The organism is Vibrio sp. nBUS_14 (genome assembly GCF_051201655.1).
GTDB lineage: Bacteria > Pseudomonadota > Gammaproteobacteria > Enterobacterales > Vibrionaceae > Vibrio.
Map to the genome: position 1 here is coordinate 994,259 of NZ_CP179207.1, position 17,733 is coordinate 1,011,991.

The window sequence follows — 17,733 nt, forward strand, 5'->3', positions numbered from 1 at the left end:
ATAAGTCTGTGAATGCCTCAAGAGTAAGGAGAAGTAGTGAAATCAATCGTAATCAAGCGTGATGGCTCAAGAGCTCCATTCAGTAGAGATCGCATCCAAGCTGCAGTGGAAGCAGCATCAGACAAAGCCGATAAGGAAATGGCTATTTATGCTCTGAATGTGGCATTGGCAGTTGATTTGAAGCTCGAAGACTACGATGAAGTTCATATCTCTGAAATTCAAATCATGGTCGAGAACGAGCTAATGCAGGGACCTTATAAGTCTCTTGCTCGTGCCTACATTGAATATAGTCATGACCGCGACATCGCACGTGAAAAGCAAAGTACTTTAACGCGTGAAATCGAAGGCCTGATCGAAGAAAGCAATGTTGATCTGATCAATGAGAATGCCAACAAAGATGGCAAAGTTATCCCAACTCAGCGTGATTTGCTGGCGGGTATCGTGGCTAAACACTATGCAAAGACTCACATTTTGCCGCGTGACATCGTACAGGCTCACGAGTGTGGTGACATTCACTATCACGATCTAGACTACGCACCGTTCTTCCCGATGTTTAACTGTATGCTTATCGATCTTAAAGGCATGTTAACGCATGGCTTTAAGATGGGTAACGCAGAAATCGACACACCTAAGTCTATTTCTACGGCAACAGCGGTAACGGCGCAGATCATCGCACAAGTGGCGAGCCACATTTACGGCGGTACAACGATTAACCGTATCGATGAGGTTCTAGAACCTTACGTAATGGCGAGCTACGAGAAGCATTTATCATTAGCGAAAGAGTGGGATATTCATAGCCCCGAAGTTTTTGCTATCTCTCGTACAGAGAAAGAGTGTTACGACGCGTTCCAATCTCTGGAGTACGAAGTAAACACGCTGCACACAGCTAATGGTCAAACACCATTCGTGACGTTTGGTTTTGGTCTAGGTGAAAGCTGGGGTTCAAAACTTATCCAGCAATCTATCTTGAAAAACCGGATTGCAGGTTTGGGTAAGAACCGTAAAACAGCCGTGTTCCCTAAACTGGTGTTTGCAATCAAAGATGGTTTGAACCACCAGAAGCAAGATCCGAACTACGACATCAAGCAACTAGCGCTTGAGTGTGCGTCTAAGCGTATGTACCCAGACATTCTTAACTACGACAAAGTAGTAGAAGTGACAGGGTCATTCAAAACGCCTATGGGCTGCCGTAGCTTCTTGAATACATACAAAGAAAATAGTGAGTTGATTCATGAAGGTCGTAACAACTTAGGTGTTGTTAGCCTGAACTTGCCACGTATCGCGATTAACGCGAAGCAAGATATGGCTAAGTTCTACGAACTGCTTGATGAAAAACTCAAGCTTGCTCGTCGTGCTCTAGAGACTCGTATCTCTCGTCTAGAAAACGTGAAAGCGCGTGTTGCTCCAATTCTATACATGGAAGGTGCATGTGGCGTTCGCTTGAAAGCTGACGACTCAATCGCTGACATCTTCAAGAACGGCCGTGCTTCTGTGTCTCTCGGTTACATTGGTATCCACGAAGCGATGACAGCTCTTTACGGTACCGACGTTCACTTGTACGACGATGGCGAAATGCGTACAAAAGCGCTTGAGCTGGTGGAGTACATGAAGCGTGAAGTGGAATTTTGGACGAAAGAGACAGGTTACGCGTTCAGCTTATACGGCACACCAAGTGAAAACCTATGTAGTCGTTTCTGCAGCATCGATACCAAAGAGTTTGGTGTGATTGATGGTGTAACGGACCGCGGTTACTACACCAATAGCTTCCACTTAGATGTAGAGAAGAAAGTGAACCCATACGATAAGATCGATTTCGAGATGCCTTATCCTGAAATCTCTAGCGGTGGCTTTATCTGTTACGGTGAATTCCCGAACATGCAGAAGAACATTGAAGCACTAGAAAACGTATGGGACTACAGCTACACACGCGTACCTTACTACGGCACCAACACGCCAATTGATGAGTGTTACGAGTGTGGTTACAACGGTGAGTTTGATTGTACAAGTAAGGGTTTTACCTGTCCAAAGTGTGGCAACCACGACTCAACGAAAGTATCGGTAACACGCCGTGTTTGTGGTTACCTTGGTAGCCCAGATGCACGACCATTTAACTTCGGTAAGCAAGAAGAAGTTAAACGCCGCGTGAAGCACCTTTAATCTAACAAAGCATCTTAGTTAAGGTTTGCGATCTTTAGCTAGTTCACTTAGAAGAGCTACGTTTCAAGAAATAAGATTGGTATCGGCGTTATGTCGATACCAACTCATTTGTTTCACTTCTCGCTACTTTTCGAGTTAAACCATTAAGCCATCACGAGTTTTCAATATTGCCTTATGAACTATCATCAATATCACCCGATCGACGTTGTAAATGGCCCAGGAACACGCTGTACCTTGTTTGTGTCGGGTTGCGTACACCAGTGTCGCGGGTGTTATAACCAGTCGACGCAAAGGTTGGACACTGGGCATTTGTTTACTCGAGAACTGCAAGACCATATTATCGCTGATCTCAATGATCCGCGAATCAAGCGTCGTGGCTTATCGCTTTCTGGTGGCGACCCAATGCATCCTGCGAACGTGTCTGAAGTCCTTAAGCTCGTTCAGCGTGTAAAAGTAGAATGTGAAGGCAAAGACATCTGGATGTGGACAGGTTACGAACTTGATGAGCTTGATGAAAAGCAGAAGCAAGTGCTTGAATACGTAGATACCTTGATTGACGGTCGCTTTGAGCAAGATAAATCGGATCCAATGTTAGACTGGCGTGGTAGTTCAAACCAAATCATCCATCGATTTACTGACTTATAGATTGAGTAACTTATTAAGCGCTGTCCTGATTCAGGACTCTCGTAAATAGGAACACACTCTCAAACACAAAAAAAGCTTCATTATTAGCATAATGCTACAAACCAGCTCTGAGGTGTGAATCTATCGCCCGTTCATAAATTTCAGTTTAGCGCCTATTTAAATAGGAATCTGTTCATGTTCCTCTATTAGGTTGTTTACGCATTTCTTGGATTGAATTCTTTTATTAGTTAGAACGATTTTGGCCAGTTCTTTCAGCAACACAATAAAGTAGGCGAGGGGAATTCCAATTTTTCACTGACCAAGTAGGTCGATAAATAGTTTGTAGTTGATGTCTTGTGTAACTGGCCATTAACTATTCGAAATTTAAACTATATCTAGGCTTAAAATGACCAATCTCTGATTACTTATGGTAACTAAGCTCTTCTATTAAAAAATGTTTCTGATTTTAGTACGAAAATGTTAACGTGAAATCCATTACTTGAATTTCAAAGGGCTGTGACTTTCATGTTTTCACATCTACCAAAACCAACTTTAGATCCAATTTTATCTCTTTCTGTCGCTTACCGCGGCGATCCTCGTACTGACAAAGTCGATTTAGGCATTGGCGTTTACAAAAACGACCAAGGCGAAACACCTATCATGAAAGCCGTTTCTATGGCTCAAGATATTGTTGTCGATACTCAGAAAACCAAAGCTTACGTTGGCCTAGCTGGCTGTGAAGAGTTTAACCAGAGCATGGTTGATCTGCTGCTTAAAGGGACTTCTGCTATGGGTCGTGTAGCCGCGATTCAAACACCGGGTGCAAGTGGTGCACTTCGTATGTTGGGCGACTTAATGAAAGTTTCTCAACCAGACACTACGGTTTGGATTTCAAACCCAAGCTACGTTAACCATAAACCGGTGATGGAAGCGGCAGGCTTAAAAGTTCGATATTACAATTACTTCAGTCCTGAAACGAAGCAAGTTGATGTTGCAAGAATGATGGAAGACCTATCAACAGCGGGTCCATCAGATGTGGTACTACTTCACGGTTGCTGCCATAACCCGACGGGTGCTGATATCAATTTTGAAGCGTGGCAGGAAATTACTAAGTTATCGCAAAAGAATGGTTTCTTACCGTTCGTTGATATTGCCTACCAAGGCTTTGGCGATGGCCTAAAAGAAGACGCGAAAGGTCTTCAACACATGGCTAACAACGTTGAAGAAATGCTGATCACAACATCTTGCTCGAAGAACTTCGGTTTGTATCGTGAAAGAACGGGTGCAGCGATCGTTATCGGAAAGAACAGCGAACACGTTGGCAACGCAAGAGGTAAGCTTCTTACTCTGGCTCGTTCAACTTATACTATGCCGCCTGATCACGGTGCTGCTTTGGTTAAAACAATTCTTCAGAATCAAGAACTAACAAAGATTTGGAAGCAAGAGTTGAGTGAAATGCAGCAACGTTTGTTAAATCTGCGCCAAAGTTTGTGTGATGAATTGCGAAATACTTATAACACGTCACAATTTGACTTCATTGAAAGCCATAAAGGTATGTTTAGTGTACTAGGCTTTAAAGAAACTCAAATGAATCAACTACGTGAAGAATATGGAGTCTATGGTGTTGGTGATGGACGCATCAATATTGCAGGCCTTTCCGAATCTCATATTCCTTACGTAGCAAAGGCGATAGCCAACGTATCAAAATAAAAGGTGACTGAATGTACAATTGGAAAGCAATTATAACCCTGATGTTAAGTGGTGGCCTGTTTGCTTGTTCGACGACGACTCAAGTTCCTGTCGAACCAGAGCAAAAGCCTTATGTTGTTGATGATTCTTCGAAGGGTGAGACTGAAGCCACGGAAGGCGAGAAAGCAACGGAACCTACAGAAAAGCCTGAAGAAGTAAAACCAGTAGAGCCTGCGGAACCTGAGGTAAAACCTGCACCTGTTGAAAAGCCAGTAGAGAAGGCTAGAAAAACAAGTGATGGTAAATTGATCCTTGGTGAAGAAGAATGGGTGTTTGTTCCTGGTCTTAAAGAAGCATTTAAAGCTCGAGTCGATACCGGTGCGACGACGTCATCAATCAGTGCTGTCGATATTGTCGATTTCGAACGTGACGGCAAAGATTGGGTTAAATTTAAGATTGAACATGATGGCATCACAACGGAAGAGGTGAGCTTACCTGTAGAACGTTGGGTGAAGATCAAACAATCAAGTGCTGAAGGCACACAACGACGCGCAGTTGTTGTCGCTTCAATTCAAATCGGCGATCTAAAAGACAAGGCTGAGTTTACGTTAGCAGACCGAACGCATCTTTCTTTCCCACTTCTTTTGGGTAGGAGCTTCTTTAGAGATGTTGCTGTAGTAGATGTAAGCCAAAAGTACGTTCAAAAGAAAATTACTAAATAGCTGTTCAACTTGTCATCTCCTCTTAAAGGCTTTTAGTCTTGGAGAGAGAAAGCTTTAAAGCGGTCAGCTTAGAACGTTTTTAGTATCGATAAATAGAATCCCTGTCAGTTCAATTGGCGGGGATTTTTCTATTTACACGTTAATAACGTATGAAAAGCATCTAAATGGTCTATGTTTACCATTCGTTTACTGTTTAGCCTCGACAATGTGATCGAGATCTCTATATAATCCGCGCTTCGATTTTTGTTTAATCCATACTTTCGTACTTCTTATTTAGGTTATTGAAATAGTCTAATAATTATCTGTCAGTACACGCTTAGGAATTAATTCTTTGATATCTACCGCGAACATCACAATGCAATTTGGCGCAGAGCCGCTGTTTGAAAACATCTCTGCTAAATTTGGTAATGGCAACCGCTACGGTTTGATCGGCGCTAATGGTTGCGGCAAATCAACGTTTATGAAAATCCTAAGTGGCGCATTAACGCCAAGCTCGGGTAACGTTTCTATCACTCCAGGAGAAAAACTGGGTGTTTTGAGCCAAGATCAGTTCGCATTCGAACAGTACAGTGTTATCGACGTTGTGATCATGGGCGACAGAAAACTCTGGGAAGTAAAACAAGAACGTGACCGTATTTATTCTTTGCCAGAAATGAGCGAAGACGATGGCATGAAAGTCGCTGAGCTTGAAAGCGAATTCGCGGAAATGGATGGCTACACAGCAGAAAGCCGCGCAGGTGACATTCTGATCCAAGCGGGTATCGAAGAAGAGTTTCACTTCGGCCTGATGCAACAAGTTGCTCCGGGTTGGAAACTGCGTGTGCTATTGGCACAGGCACTGTTCGCAAACCCAGATATCCTGCTTCTTGATGAACCAACCAACAACTTGGACATTCACACAATTAACTGGCTTGCTGAAGAGTTAAACCAGCGTAAATGTACAATGATCATCATTTCGCACGATAGACACTTCCTGAACTCTGTGTGTACGCACATGGCGGATATCGACTACGGCGAACTTCGTGTTTACCCAGGTAACTACGAGTACTTCCTAGAAGCGTCAGGTTTGATTCGTGACCAACTTCTAGCGAGCAATGCTAAGAAAGCGGCTGAGATCAGCGAACTGCAAGATTTCGTAAACCGTTTTGGTGCGAACGCATCTAAAGCGAAACAAGCAAGTTCTCGTGCTAAGAAAATGGACAAGATCACGCTTGATGAAGTGAAATCTTCGAGCCGTATGAGCCCATCAATTGATTTTGGTGAAGGCAAGAAACTACACCGTCAAGCACTTGAACTTAAAGAGCTTGGTCACGGCTTCGATGGCGAAACATTGTTTGCCGGTGGCAACTTGCTGCTTGAAGCCGGTACACGTCTTGCTGTTATCGGTGAGAACGGTGTGGGCAAAACTACGCTGCTACGTTGCCTAGTTCAAGAGCTAGAGCAAAACGAAGGCATCGTTAAATGGTCTGAAAACGCATCTGTAGGCTACTGCCCGCAAGACAGCACAACAGACTTCGACAATGATTTGAGCATCTTCGATTGGATCTCACAATGGCGTACGGCGAAGCACGATGACCTAATGGTACGTGGCATTTTGGGCCGTCTATTGTTTACTGCTGATGATGCAAACAAGAAAGCACGTAACTGTTCTGGTGGTGAGAAAAACCGTCTGTTATTCGGCAAGCTAATGATGCAAGACATCAACGTACTTGTTATGGACGAACCAACGAACCACATGGACATGGAAGCGATCCAAGCTCTAAACGATGCGCTGAAGGTTTACACTGGCACGCTTATCTTCGTAAGCCATGACCGTGAGTTTGTTTCTTCACTAGCTAACCACATCATTGATGTGAAAGATCAACAGCTAGTAAGTTTCCAAGGTACTTATGAAGAGTACTTAGACCACCAGAAAAAGATGCTGATGGCTAACTTATAAGTAAGTCGCTGGCTTAGAGCGTGAACGACTTAAAGCCAGCGAAACTAATAACCAAAAAAGCCCCGAACATTTATGTGTTCGGGGTTTTTCTATTTAACTCATGTCACTATTTATTACTCAGTAACCAAACCTAGATTAGAAACCGAATCGAGCCGACATTAAGATTTGGTGGCCGTAAGTGCCGTTGTTTCTCATATCAAGGCCAACAGAAAGTTGATCCGTAGAGTGGAAACGTGCACCAACACCAACAATTGAATGCGTGTCGTCGTTGTCGATTAGCTGTCCAAAGCGGGCGTTAACTTCCACATTTGCCATTAACCAAGCTCCCAAGCCAATATTGACTTCAGTTTTGATGTGGTTGTCGTCATTACGTTCAATGTTGTGCAGTAGCATTTGACCCGTAACGTCAGCAAATTGACTAATTGGACCGTTAAACCCCATACCTACAGCCGCATCCCAATCGCTTTCAAATCCAGAATCGATACGTGCAACGATGTGTGAGTTCTGGGTGAACATTGTCGTGACTTCACCACCGAAAGTACTAGGGCTCGTACCCATGCGCAGCTCGAATGTGTTGTAGTTAAAGTTGTTTGCAGACGCAGAGAATGAACACAGTGCAGCTAACCCCAGAAGGACAGTCTTGTTTGTGCGACCTAGCATGGTGACTCCATATAAATTGTATTTTTCGGCAGTATATACAAAAAAGCTTGCAATATGCAGGCCAGTTTATTGAAGCTCGTTATTTAAAGCGAGATGTTTGAGATTCAAAGCTTACAAAACTTGGATATGGTCTACTTCGATCTCTGGTGTCTTGCCACCTTCGTACTCACCGAAGATAGGTACTTTAGTATCCGCAGTGAGCGGTTGTGCTAAGTGGATGTCGTCATCTAGCTCAATTTGAATTTCGCGCTGTCCGTCTGAGAAGATAAATGTGTCATTTTTAAGCTGACGAACAATCTTGCCGTCTACAATCGCGTCCTGCTCTGAGAACATGCTTGTGTCTGCAAGTAGTGCTGCTACAGAAACGGTTTCAATTGGTCCTGTGTAGGCGATAGGGCTCTCGTACTTGCTGTTGTTGGCGTGATTGGAGTTATTGTTGTTGTGGTCACCAGCCATTGCGAAAGTAGGAGCAAGAATAATAGTGGTTGCGATAGCTAATACAGTTTTTTTCATGATGAATCCCTTAATGTTGTTTTTAGTAGAAACGTTGTTCTTAATTTGAAACGTTTCTTTTCATTGATATGCTTATTTTGTTTGTAAGCTTTGTTTCGATGGGGCTATTAAACAACACTAGGGTTGAATCCAGAGTGAGTAAGGTATTCATTTTCCATTCATTTTATTGAGCATCTACTCGGCAATGACGTTAAGATGGAGGCAGAAAAATATTGCCCACAGCTAAAAATTAAATATTAAGAAATTAGAATATGAAGGATTGAATTACAGATGCGAGCACCATTAAGCGCCCTTATGGTTCAAGGGACAACGTCAGATGCCGGAAAAAGTGTTTTGGTGGCAGGTTTATGCCGTGTATTGACCAGAAAAGGGATCAAAGTGGCACCCTTTAAGCCACAAAACATGGCTTTAAATAGTGCTGTGACAAAAGATGGTGGCGAAATTGGTCGCGCGCAAGCGGTTCAGGCGCAAGCTTGTAATATCGAACCTTCCGTTCACATGAACCCTGTATTGTTGAAACCGAACTCAGACACGGGCGCTCAAGTCATCCTTCAAGGCCGAGCTATTAGTAATATGGAAGCGACTGGCTATCACGATTATAAAAAAGTCGCGATGAATACTGTGATCGATTCATTCGACCGACTTTCTGCTGAATATGGAAGTGTTATGATCGAAGGTGCGGGTAGTCCAGCTGAAATCAACCTACGTGAAAATGACATCGCTAACATGGGATTTGCTGAGAAAGCGGACATCCCTGTGATTATCGTGGCTGATATCGACCGTGGCGGCGTGTTTGCGCACCTCTACGGCACGTTGGCTCTGTTATCTGAATCTGAACAAGCTCGCGTAAAAGGTTTTGTGATTAATCGCTTTAGAGGCGATATCGCGCTGCTTCAATCTGGCCTTGATTGGCTAGAAGAGAAAACCGGCAAGCCAGTGATTGGTGTGTTGCCATACCTGCATGGTTTCAACCTTGAAGCGGAAGATGCCATTACTTCAGCCCAAGAGTCTGACGGAGAAGCTAAACTTAAAGTCGTGGTGCCAGTGCTAACCCGAATCAGCAACCATACGGACTTCGACGCGTTAAGACTTAATCCTTCCATTGATTTACGTTATGTCGGTAAAGGTGAACGTGTAAACAATGCAGATTTGATTATCTTGCCGGGTACAAAATCGGTAAGAGCAGATTTGGATTACCTAAAACAACAAGGCTGGGATAAAGATATTCAGCGTCATTTACGCTTGGGCGGCAAAGTGATGGGTATTTGTGGTGGTTACCAGATGCTAGGAAATATCATCCACGACCCAGATGGCGTTGAAGGTGAGCCAGGAAGCAGCGAAGGGTTAGGATATCTCGATACTGAAACGATGCTAACACAACAGAAAACCTTAACAAACGTGCGCGGCACCATGACACTTGATGGCAAAACAGCACAAGTAAAAGGGTATGAGATCCACGTAGGTAGGACTGATGTCAAAGAAATAGCATTACCGGTTCAGTTAGAATCAGGCAGCCATGATGGTGCTGTGAATCAAGGCAACTCGATTTTTGGTACTTACCTGCATGGAGTATTCGATAACAGTGATGCGTTATCGCTTATTTGCGAATGGGCAGGAGCCAATGATGTAACCGCGATTGACCACGAACAATTGAAAGAGTTGGGTATTAACCGAATCGCCGATGCCATCGAAGAGCACTTAAATCTTGATCTGCTTTGGCCTGAGCTTAACGCCTAGATTTGAACTGGAAATATCGGTTAAGAAATCAAACGAACAACAGATAAGTGAGAACAATGAAAAAGCTAGTCACCCTTGTCACCTTGGCGTTAACGACTTCGTTGAGTTCGACTCATCTTTTGGCGGCAGAAAAGCTACGAGTTTATGCCGCTTCGTCTATGACTAACGCGGTAAATTTGTTGATAGAAGAATTTGAGAATGCACATTCGGTCGATATTGTTCCCGTTTATGCCAGCACATCGTCATTGGTAAGACAGATTGAAAGAGGGGCACCTGCGGACATTTTTATTTCAGCAAATGAAAAGTGGATGACGCATTTAGTCGACCGAAAATACGTATCTAGTGACAATGTCACAAACTTGTGTAAAAACGAACTTGTGTTGATTTCCCCGAAAGAGACGTCGGTATCATTGGATATCTCAAAGGGAGACCAGTGGTCTAAATTACTGACTAATGAAAGACTTGCCGTAGGCAATACGATGTCGGTGCCAGCAGGTATCTACGCTAAGGAAGCGTTAGAATCTCTGGATGTTTGGGATAATGTGAACACTCGATTGGCACCAAGTAATAATGTTCGTATGGCATTGGCCTTGGTGGAACGTAGTGAAGCGAAGCTCGGCATTGTCTACAAAACCGATGCGTTATTATCGAAAGAAGTGGATGTCGTCGCGACGTTTCCTTCAAATCTCCATACACCAATACGTTACCCTGTAGCTAAATTGAACGACAAATCAACCACGAATGACTTCTATACTTTTCTAAACGATAAAAAGGCAAAGGACATTCTAAACAATTTTGGTTTTGAAGCGCATTAAATGATGTTTTTATCTGAGTACGAATACCAAGCCTTAATGCTAAGTTTAAAAGTTGCTGGGTTTGCCATCTTATGGCTTATTCCTATCGGCATTGGCTTAGCTTGGCTTCTGGCTAAGAAACAGTTTGTTGGCAAAAGCATAGTCGAGAGCATTGTGCACCTGCCTTTGGTGCTGCCTCCTGTGGTCATTGGTTATTTGTTGCTGGTGATGATGGGTAGACAAGGCGTTATTGGCTCATGGCTTAATGACGTGTTTGGTGTCGTATTCAGCTTTAGCTGGAAGGGCGCGGCTCTTGCGTGTGTTGTTGTCGCGTTACCATTGATGGTTCGCTCCATCCGCCTGAGCTTAGAAACTGTTGATAGTAAACTTGAAGAAGCCGCTGCCACATTAGGCGCCTCACCGATTCGTGTGTTCTTCACTATTACATTACCTCTTATGATCCCTGGGATCATTACTGGTACCATGCTTTCATTCGCACGAAGCTTGGGTGAGTTTGGCGCGACAATCAGCTTCGTTTCCAATATTCCCGGTGAAACTCAAACCATCCCACTGGCCATGTATACCTTTATTGAATCCCCTGGCGCTGAAATGGAAGCGGCACGTTTGTGTGTCATTTCAATTGTTATAGCGCTGGGTTCATTAATGCTTTCTGAATGGCTTAATAAGAAGTCAGCGCAGCGACTAGGAGGCAATGCATGAGTGCTTTGATCCTCCAATACCAGCAACAGTTGGGTGAAACCTTTTTTGATATCGATTTAGAACTCCCTAGCAGCGGCATTACTGCGATTTTTGGTCGTTCTGGTGCGGGAAAAACATCCCTCATCAATGCGATTAGTGGCCTTAAACAGCCAGACAAAGGCTTGATCAGCGTATCGGGAACCACCTTGTTCGACAGTGATAAGGGCATTAACTTGCCGATTCACAAACGCAATGTCGGCTATGTGTTTCAAGAATCGCGATTGTTTCCGCACATGAAGGTTTCAGGCAATCTTAAATATGGCATCAAAGACTTCGATAAAACGCATTTCGATCAGATTGTCTCCTTATTATCTCTCGGTCTATTGCTAGACCGTTACCCAGCACGTTTGTCGGGTGGTGAGAAGCAACGTGTGGCGATTGGACGTGCTTTATTGTCTAAGCCAAGCATTTTGCTGATGGACGAGCCTTTAGCCTCTCTCGATTTGCCTCGTAAGCGTGAAGTGATGCCGTTTTTGGAGAACTTATCTGAAACCGTTCAGATTCCGATCATTTACGTGACGCACAGCCTTAACGAGATTCTACGCTTGGCCAATCACCTTGTGATCATCGAGCAAGGTAAAGTCATTTCGTCGGATGTTACAGAAGAAGTGTGGGCTTCAAGAGCAATGCAGCCGTGGCAATCATTCTCAGAACAAAGTTCATTGTTTGAGGGAACGTTGGCTGAGCATAATGATGATTACGCGTTATCCCGTCTGAAGCTTGGTAAATCGACATCGTTATGGGTTCAGAAGGTGTCGAGCGACATTGGGGCTGCGGTAAGGTTACAAGTTAGGGCAAGTGATGTCTCTATCACGCTAGAACAGCCGCCAGGCACTTCGATACGTAATATCCTTCCTGTGACCATTAAAAGCGTAGAGACGCGCCAGCAAGGCTCAAATAAGCAGAGTGTTGCGGTAGAACTGGAGCTAGAACCCAGTTGTTACTTGTGGGCGACCATAACCTTGTGGGCGTTGGACGAACTTAATCTAGAAATTGGCCAACGTGTTTATGCGCAGATCAAAGGTGTGAGTGTTGCTCAACGAGACATCGCGGTGACACATTAGATCTGACAAGGTCAGCTTTTCGATATTGTCGTGATGTTGTCGGTTCTAGGCACTGAAAATACGATCTTGATTCTATGAGTGGAGACACCGTCATTTTTATACGGCATAACTGCCAGTTTTGAGCTACATGATATAAATGCAAAGTCATATATGTGTGCAACGACTAAGCGCAACGACATATCGACGATTAAACAGGTAAGTGGCGAATAGAAAAAGCAACAGGCACAGAAAAGCCGCATGTTTGAAGTAACATACGGCTTAATCATTAAGTTTTCGTTAAGTACTCAACCTAAATTTAGGTGAGATGAATGGCTTATCGGATGAAAACTTCTTTAAAATCACGCTTCAAAATAGCATCACGGCGTGCTTTCTTGATTTGCTTAGCCATATCTTTTACACAGTTATGTAAAATTTGGTCAAGCAGCTGAGCTCGGTACTCTTCTTTTTCTTCATCAGACATGCCTTCTGGAAGTTTAAGAGTAGGGAACTCTTCCATCATGTTTACGCCAGCAAAAGCTTGGCTAACAGAGATTAGAGCGTGGAATTGCTCAAAGTTGTCCAAAACATTTTGTGCGCTTGCTGGAAGGCTACTCCAAGTTTCACGCACAGCTTCTTCAGACACCTCATGAATAGAAGTAACCATGTTGTGCATCTCTTTAGGCACTTCATCAAATTCGATAACTTGGCGAAGCTCTGGTGAGATAGTGGTTAAATCGATTTCTTGTACTTCGTTGTTTGTAGCGTCTGACATAGTATTTCTCTTTAAAAAGAAACAATGCTAAAAAGATCTGTAAAAAAGTCAATATAATATAGAGATTAGGGCATGAATTAAGCCCAAAATTGAGCTACTTTCAATATTCAACGCTAGATAAAGGTGATGTGATGATAGAAAAGGGATCTTCGATGCGCATATTGCTGGTTGATGATGTTCAACTAGACAGGATGCAGCTTGCTATTCGACTTAAGCAATTGGGACACATTGTGGAAGCGGTAGGTAGCGGTAAGGAAGCTCTAAACATCTATTCTGATTTTGATCCTGAACTCGTATTACTTGATATCAGCATGCCAGATATGGATGGTTTTGATGTCGCTAACGAGGTTCGTATACAATTCCCCGAATGGGTTCCCATCATATTTCTGAGTGGTCATGAAGAACCTGAAATGATCGCGAAAGCGATTGATGCAGGTGGTGATGATTACCTAATCAAACCGGTTAACAAAGTTGTGCTGAATTCAAAACTGATCGCGATGCAGCGTATTGCTCACATGAGGCGAGAGTTAAAACAGAGCACAGCGAAACTTGAAGAATTGAACATACTCCTGCAACAGCAAGCCAATGAAGATGGCTTAACAAAATTGTATAACCGTCGATATATGGATACTAAGCTTGAAGAGAGCATTGCGTGGCACGGACGACGTAATATACCGATGACAGTGATACTTCTAGATGTAGACTTTTTTAAGCCTTACAACGATAATTACGGACATATTCAAGGGGATAAGTGCCTACAAGGGCTTGCCAGTACCTTGAAACAGTTGTTTGTTCGAGCTGGAGAGTTTGTTGGCCGTTATGGCGGTGAAGAGTTTGTTTTGGTCTTAAGTGACACGGACAGCACCGCGGCTAAGTTACATGCGACTCGAATAAAAGAAGCATTGCATGAGATGAACTATGCCCACGATCACTCAAGCGTATCAGATAGAGTGACAGCGTCACAAGGCGTACTATCATTCGTGCCTGAAGGCGGTGAGTCGATCGCTTCTATTTATGAAAAGGTCGACCAAGCACTTTACCAAGCAAAACAAAGCGGCAGAAATATCTTTATACTGCGCAATATTTTGGAGCTTACAGGCTAGTTGGCGAGCTCTTCTGGATATTTGAATTTATACTTCTATTAGCGTTTGAGCTTGGAAGTACTTTATGTGATAAGAGAAATGCCACATTCAAAGTCATTTTCTATGGCTAATACATGTTGGACACTGATTGTCCCTGTATTCTACTTTGCGGTTCCTACCAATGTTCAAGCGAACCAGTTGTCTGATCTTTTCCGTAAGGATATAGAGCAGAACTTTGCAACCAGTGTACTTCTTAACGACACTGATGTTTTTACATTCGGTATCAATAACTTTGACCCTAATAAAGTGTTTCGTTTAGACAATGAAGACATTGGTTCGAATGATTCGGTGAGCCGTCGACAAAACATAACCTCGCTTAGCCTTCCTTATACATTTGAGCTACCCGCTTATATCGAAGATAACCATCAAGAGGTGACGCTGCGCTTATCAGCATTACGCACTGAGAAAGACGTTCAATACGCATCAGAAACTGTGTCTGATTTTGAGAAAGAGACCGTCATTTCGGGTTATGTTGAGTTTGCGAATGTCTCACAATTGGACGAGTACTGGAGTTTCCATTCGGCGATTGGTAACCATATTTCTTATTATCGCAACGACTTTGAATACCGTGCAGATCTACTAAAGCCTGTAGCTGAACAACTCAATGGTGTTTACCTTAACACTGACGCTTGGGCTTACATCATAGAGCCCAAGATTAAACTCATTTATGAAGATAGGAATGACTGGGGAAAATACAAACTCAGTACCAGTTGGCACTATTTTAATGGCATCGGATGGGGGGAAGCCAACAATGGTAATATTGGTCACCCTGAAGGCTGGTATATCGCCAACGAGGCAAAGATCTTTTACGATCTTGTACGTTGGGATAAGAACATCACGTCTATGTATTCAAGTATCAGACGTATTGATATTGGAGGCGATACTGTTGCTCCTATGGGGGCAACTTCGTATTACGAGGGTAGTGTAGGTTGGCTACTTAACCCGAATCTTTTTAATGATTGGGTCGATAATGTGGGTATCGGGTTTACGATCAATTATGGCAGCAGCTTGAAGGGCGGGAGCTTGGTTATCTTCTTTAACCAAGACTAAGCTTCAATCAAAACAGAGCTTCTACTTGGATATAAGCTTTCTTCTAATGACTTGTTTTTCGCTATAGCGGCTACAGCTTTTACCAAGATATAACGCTTCTTCCAGAGGCTCGTTTGTCGCTACAGCGATTAAGTTCCTAACCACAGCACTTAACACAGCCCTTAAAGCTTCTAGCTATATCCCCTAACTGTTAAGGCACAGTTTATTTCGCCCAGTTTCTTTCGCTTTGTAAAGTGCATTATCGGCAAGCTTCAACACTTCTTCGGGCTGTTTGGTTGTTGTGCTGTCAGATAGGCCAATACTCACCGTGACATTGACTACTTTAGTCGGTTTGCCATTCTTGCCGCGCTTTTGCATGCCTACTTCATGGTCATCAGGGCGGTCGTGAGTATTACGAATGATCATATTGTAATTCTGGATCTCAGAAATTAGAACTTGAAGGTGCTCTTTGGCTTGCTCAGTGTTCTTACCTTTGAAAATGATCGTGAACTCTTCACCACCATAACGATAAGCTTTCGCGCCACCTGTAGTTTCTCTTAATATACGCGCTACTAGCTTTAACACATCGTCGCCAATGTCATGGCCATAGGTATCATTGAATTTTTTGAAGTGATCGATATCAACCATGGCCATCGAATACTTGCGGCCTAGGTGCTTCATATCGACTTCTAACGCATGTCTGCCAGGGATGTTAGTCAGCTGGTCATTAAACGCCATATCGTGGCTAGCGGACATTACATAGACGATAATCAATATGCCTGATAAAGAGAACATGGTGCTTGAGATGTATTGGATATCAAAGAATATGAAGGTACTCGAAGACAATAAAATCGCGCTGTAAACAACGACATCGATAGAGCGGTTATAGACCAAAACCAAAATCGACGTTAGGCCCAGTAAACAAAGGCTATAGAGCACCAGAATAAAAGGCAGTTTAGAAAAATCTCTAACGGTAAAGAGAATGCCTTCACTCCATGATTCAAAACCTCCGGCATGGAAGTGAGAAACAATAAGTTGCGCCCAGATCATGAATAGCACCACTACCAAGGCGTAAAGGAACATGGACTTTGAGTTAACCCCGTTATCAGGGAAGGCATATACCAATAAGCAAGTAACCGGTACTAAAGCGGCCAGCAGAGACAGCTCCAATAATGTAGTTCCAGTGTTTAATGGGGTTTGTAAGCGGATTTGGATGATCAAATAGGCAACGAGCATGATGAGAGACACCATAGCCATACGACCTTGCTTGAATGTGTGGCACAGCAAAACGGCAACGCTCAATAAAATATACGGAAGGTTGCTAGCAAACCCTAAGTTTGAATCCGTCACGAGAATGACGTTGTTCATACCTACGAGTAACATTGCTAATAGAATTAAGGGAAAGCAAAGTCGAAACATGCTCGACGTTACAAAAGAAGATGCCATTTATGTGGTGAGCCTAAGTGTACTGATGATCTTATAATTTAATTTTATACGTAGGATACGGTTAAACAAGCGATTGCCAAGGTTTTTGCGTAAATCAGAGCAAAAACATAGTCATAGGTCGCTATTGGTGCAACCCTTTTATATGTATTTGAGTTGCTATTAACTGTAGAACGGACTACATAGTATATATGAAAAATTAATTAGTCGTTATAGTTAGTTAACGTGCAGTTAGTAAATCTGTAGTAATGAGTAGGGTATAGTAAGGTAACAATATTTAGGTCGTTGCTAATTAGGCTAGAACACTATCTGTCGTGATAGCTACAAATGGAGGTGTAGTATGCAAATCAGTGTGGATGTACACAATTATATGGAAACGCTTGTTGGTCATGTACTGGCTACCGAGGAATATGTGTCGAGTTATACAAGCGAGCAGCTTGCCGATCTCGCTTGCCTTGCGTTGGGCCAGCTGAAACCTATCTATATCCGTTTTGATATTGATTTTCTTTCGGCATTACCGGAAGACAAATTAGTGCTCTATAAAAGAAATAGTGAGATCGCACTCAAAAATGCAGAAAGCATGATTATTGAGGAACGAAGACGTGATCGAACGGACAATGTGCCCGTTATATTTAGTCAACACAATTTTGACGATGACGTAGAATTGCAATGGTATGAAAAGCCATTGTTGAACACTAAACAGTCGTGAT

16 protein-coding genes and 1 pseudogene are annotated in these 17,733 nt (G+C 43.1%); 12 read left to right on the top strand and 5 right to left on the bottom strand.

Annotated features, from left to right (window positions below):
- Positions 1-36 precede the first annotated feature (36 nt).
- Both nrdD and nrdG read left to right on the top strand, forming a co-directional pair.
- Entirely contained in the window at positions 37-2,157 is a 2,121-nt protein-coding gene (gene nrdD, locus ACMAZD_RS22135; protein ID WP_435249497.1) for an anaerobic ribonucleoside-triphosphate reductase, read from the top strand.
- 174 nt (positions 2,158-2,331) lie between these two features.
- The gene (gene nrdG / locus ACMAZD_RS22140; protein ID WP_435249498.1) at positions 2,332-2,802 is read left to right on the top strand and encodes an anaerobic ribonucleoside-triphosphate reductase-activating protein; all 471 of its coding nucleotides are present in this window, start codon (positions 2,332-2,334) and stop codon (positions 2,800-2,802) included.
- Positions 2,803-2,958: 156 nt separating this feature from the next.
- On the opposite strand, the pseudogene ACMAZD_RS22145 reads toward nrdG, so the two are convergent.
- A pseudogene (locus ACMAZD_RS22145) lies at positions 2,959-3,135 on the bottom strand (MATE family efflux transporter); the annotation flags it as partial.
- Between the two features lie 171 nt (positions 3,136-3,306).
- Between ACMAZD_RS22145 and ACMAZD_RS22150 the strand changes: the two are divergent.
- The 3 genes from ACMAZD_RS22150 to ACMAZD_RS22160 all read left to right on the top strand — a co-directional run bounded on the left by ACMAZD_RS22150 (position 3,307) and on the right by ACMAZD_RS22160 (position 7,131).
- A complete protein-coding gene (locus tag ACMAZD_RS22150; protein ID WP_435249499.1) occupies positions 3,307-4,491 on the top strand; it encodes an amino acid aminotransferase in 1,185 nt (394 codons plus the stop codon).
- Positions 4,492-4,502: 11 nt separating this feature from the next.
- Positions 4,503-5,192 (top strand): ATP-dependent zinc protease family protein, encoded by a 690-nt coding sequence (locus tag ACMAZD_RS22155; RefSeq protein WP_435249500.1) that lies wholly within the window; start codon positions 4,503-4,505, stop codon positions 5,190-5,192.
- A 331-nt stretch (positions 5,193-5,523) separates the two neighbouring features.
- Positions 5,524-7,131, top strand: coding sequence for an ABC-F family ATPase (locus tag ACMAZD_RS22160; RefSeq protein ID WP_435249501.1), 1,608 nt, complete (start codon positions 5,524-5,526; stop codon positions 7,129-7,131).
- A gap of 135 nt (positions 7,132-7,266) precedes the next feature.
- Here ACMAZD_RS22160 and ACMAZD_RS22165 read toward each other — a convergent pair whose 3' ends face one another.
- Positions 7,267-7,791: a hypothetical protein gene (locus ACMAZD_RS22165; protein ID WP_435249502.1), complete on the bottom strand. Its 525-nt coding sequence runs from the start codon at positions 7,789-7,791 to the stop codon at positions 7,267-7,269.
- Positions 7,792-7,902: 111 nt separating this feature from the next.
- Positions 7,903-8,304, bottom strand: coding sequence for a YgiW/YdeI family stress tolerance OB fold protein (locus tag ACMAZD_RS22170; protein WP_435249503.1), 402 nt, complete (start codon positions 8,302-8,304; stop codon positions 7,903-7,905).
- Positions 8,305-8,574: 270 nt separating this feature from the next.
- Between ACMAZD_RS22170 and ACMAZD_RS22175 the strand changes: the two genes are divergently transcribed.
- Genes ACMAZD_RS22175 through modC form a run of 4 tightly spaced genes read left to right on the top strand, consistent with a single transcriptional unit; the run spans position 8,575 to position 12,658 of the window.
- Positions 8,575-10,041 (top strand): cobyric acid synthase, encoded by a 1,467-nt coding sequence (locus ACMAZD_RS22175; RefSeq protein ID WP_435249504.1) that lies wholly within the window; start codon positions 8,575-8,577, stop codon positions 10,039-10,041.
- A gap of 56 nt (positions 10,042-10,097) precedes the next feature.
- Complete coding sequence (gene modA / locus ACMAZD_RS22180) at positions 10,098-10,856, top strand: molybdate ABC transporter substrate-binding protein (RefSeq protein ID WP_435249505.1); 759 nt, start codon at positions 10,098-10,100, stop codon at positions 10,854-10,856.
- Positions 10,857-11,555, top strand: coding sequence for a molybdate ABC transporter permease subunit (gene modB / locus ACMAZD_RS22185; RefSeq protein ID WP_435249506.1), 699 nt, complete (start codon positions 10,857-10,859; stop codon positions 11,553-11,555).
- Positions 11,552-12,658 (top strand): molybdenum ABC transporter ATP-binding protein ModC, encoded by a 1,107-nt coding sequence (modC, locus tag ACMAZD_RS22190; protein ID WP_435249507.1) that lies wholly within the window; start codon positions 11,552-11,554, stop codon positions 12,656-12,658. Before modB ends, modC begins: the two co-directional genes overlap by 4 nt.
- A 313-nt stretch (positions 12,659-12,971) precedes the next feature.
- On the opposite strand, the gene ACMAZD_RS22195 is transcribed toward modC, so the two are convergent.
- Complete coding sequence (locus tag ACMAZD_RS22195; RefSeq protein WP_004731036.1) at positions 12,972-13,409, bottom strand: DUF3069 domain-containing protein; 438 nt, start codon at positions 13,407-13,409, stop codon at positions 12,972-12,974.
- A gap of 131 nt (positions 13,410-13,540) precedes the next feature.
- Here ACMAZD_RS22195 and ACMAZD_RS22200 point away from each other — a divergent pair, with 131 nt between their 5' ends.
- The gene (locus ACMAZD_RS22200; protein WP_435249508.1) at positions 13,541-14,512 is read left to right on the top strand and encodes a GGDEF domain-containing response regulator; all 972 of its coding nucleotides are present in this window, start codon (positions 13,541-13,543) and stop codon (positions 14,510-14,512) included.
- 78 nt (positions 14,513-14,590) lie between these two features.
- Complete coding sequence (locus tag ACMAZD_RS22205) at positions 14,591-15,601, top strand: Solitary outer membrane autotransporter beta-barrel domain (protein ID WP_435249509.1); 1,011 nt, start codon at positions 14,591-14,593, stop codon at positions 15,599-15,601.
- 183 nt (positions 15,602-15,784) lie between these two features.
- Here ACMAZD_RS22205 and ACMAZD_RS22210 read toward each other — a convergent pair whose 3' ends face one another.
- Positions 15,785-17,026: a GGDEF domain-containing protein gene (locus ACMAZD_RS22210; protein ID WP_435249510.1), complete on the bottom strand. Its 1,242-nt coding sequence runs from the start codon at positions 17,024-17,026 to the stop codon at positions 15,785-15,787.
- A gap of 337 nt (positions 17,027-17,363) precedes the next feature.
- On the opposite strand from ACMAZD_RS22210, the gene ACMAZD_RS22215 reads away from it, so the two are divergent.
- The gene (locus ACMAZD_RS22215) at positions 17,364-17,732 is read left to right on the top strand and encodes a late competence development ComFB family protein (RefSeq protein WP_435249511.1); all 369 of its coding nucleotides are present in this window, start codon (positions 17,364-17,366) and stop codon (positions 17,730-17,732) included.
- The last annotated feature ends 1 nt before the right edge of the window (position 17,733 follow it).

Bases quoted from the DNA above. Each gene is read 5' to 3' on its own strand.
- nrdG (WP_435249498.1), top strand. From the start codon at position 2,332: ATGAACTATCATCAATATCACCCGATCGACGTTGTAAATGGCCCAGGA.
- ACMAZD_RS22150 (WP_435249499.1), top strand. From the start codon at position 3,307: ATGTTTTCACATCTACCAAAACCAACTTTAGATCCAATTTTATCTCTT.
- ACMAZD_RS22155 (WP_435249500.1), top strand. From the start codon at position 4,503: ATGTACAATTGGAAAGCAATTATAACCCTGATGTTAAGTGGTGGCCTG.
- ACMAZD_RS22165 (WP_435249502.1), bottom strand. From the start codon at position 7,791: ATGCTAGGTCGCACAAACAAGACTGTCCTTCTGGGGTTAGCTGCACTG.
- ACMAZD_RS22170 (WP_435249503.1), bottom strand. From the start codon at position 8,304: ATGAAAAAAACTGTATTAGCTATCGCAACCACTATTATTCTTGCTCCT.
- ACMAZD_RS22175 (WP_435249504.1), top strand. From the start codon at position 8,575: ATGCGAGCACCATTAAGCGCCCTTATGGTTCAAGGGACAACGTCAGAT.
- modA (WP_435249505.1), top strand. From the start codon at position 10,098: ATGAAAAAGCTAGTCACCCTTGTCACCTTGGCGTTAACGACTTCGTTG.
- modB (WP_435249506.1), top strand. From the start codon at position 10,857: ATGATGTTTTTATCTGAGTACGAATACCAAGCCTTAATGCTAAGTTTA.
- modC (WP_435249507.1), top strand. From the start codon at position 11,552: ATGAGTGCTTTGATCCTCCAATACCAGCAACAGTTGGGTGAAACCTTT.
- ACMAZD_RS22195 (WP_004731036.1), bottom strand. From the start codon at position 13,409: ATGTCAGACGCTACAAACAACGAAGTACAAGAAATCGATTTAACCACT.
- ACMAZD_RS22200 (WP_435249508.1), top strand. From the start codon at position 13,541: ATGATAGAAAAGGGATCTTCGATGCGCATATTGCTGGTTGATGATGTT.
- ACMAZD_RS22205 (WP_435249509.1), top strand. From the start codon at position 14,591: ATGCCACATTCAAAGTCATTTTCTATGGCTAATACATGTTGGACACTG.
- ACMAZD_RS22210 (WP_435249510.1), bottom strand. From the start codon at position 17,026: ATGGCATCTTCTTTTGTAACGTCGAGCATGTTTCGACTTTGCTTTCCC.
- ACMAZD_RS22215 (WP_435249511.1), top strand. From the start codon at position 17,364: ATGCAAATCAGTGTGGATGTACACAATTATATGGAAACGCTTGTTGGT.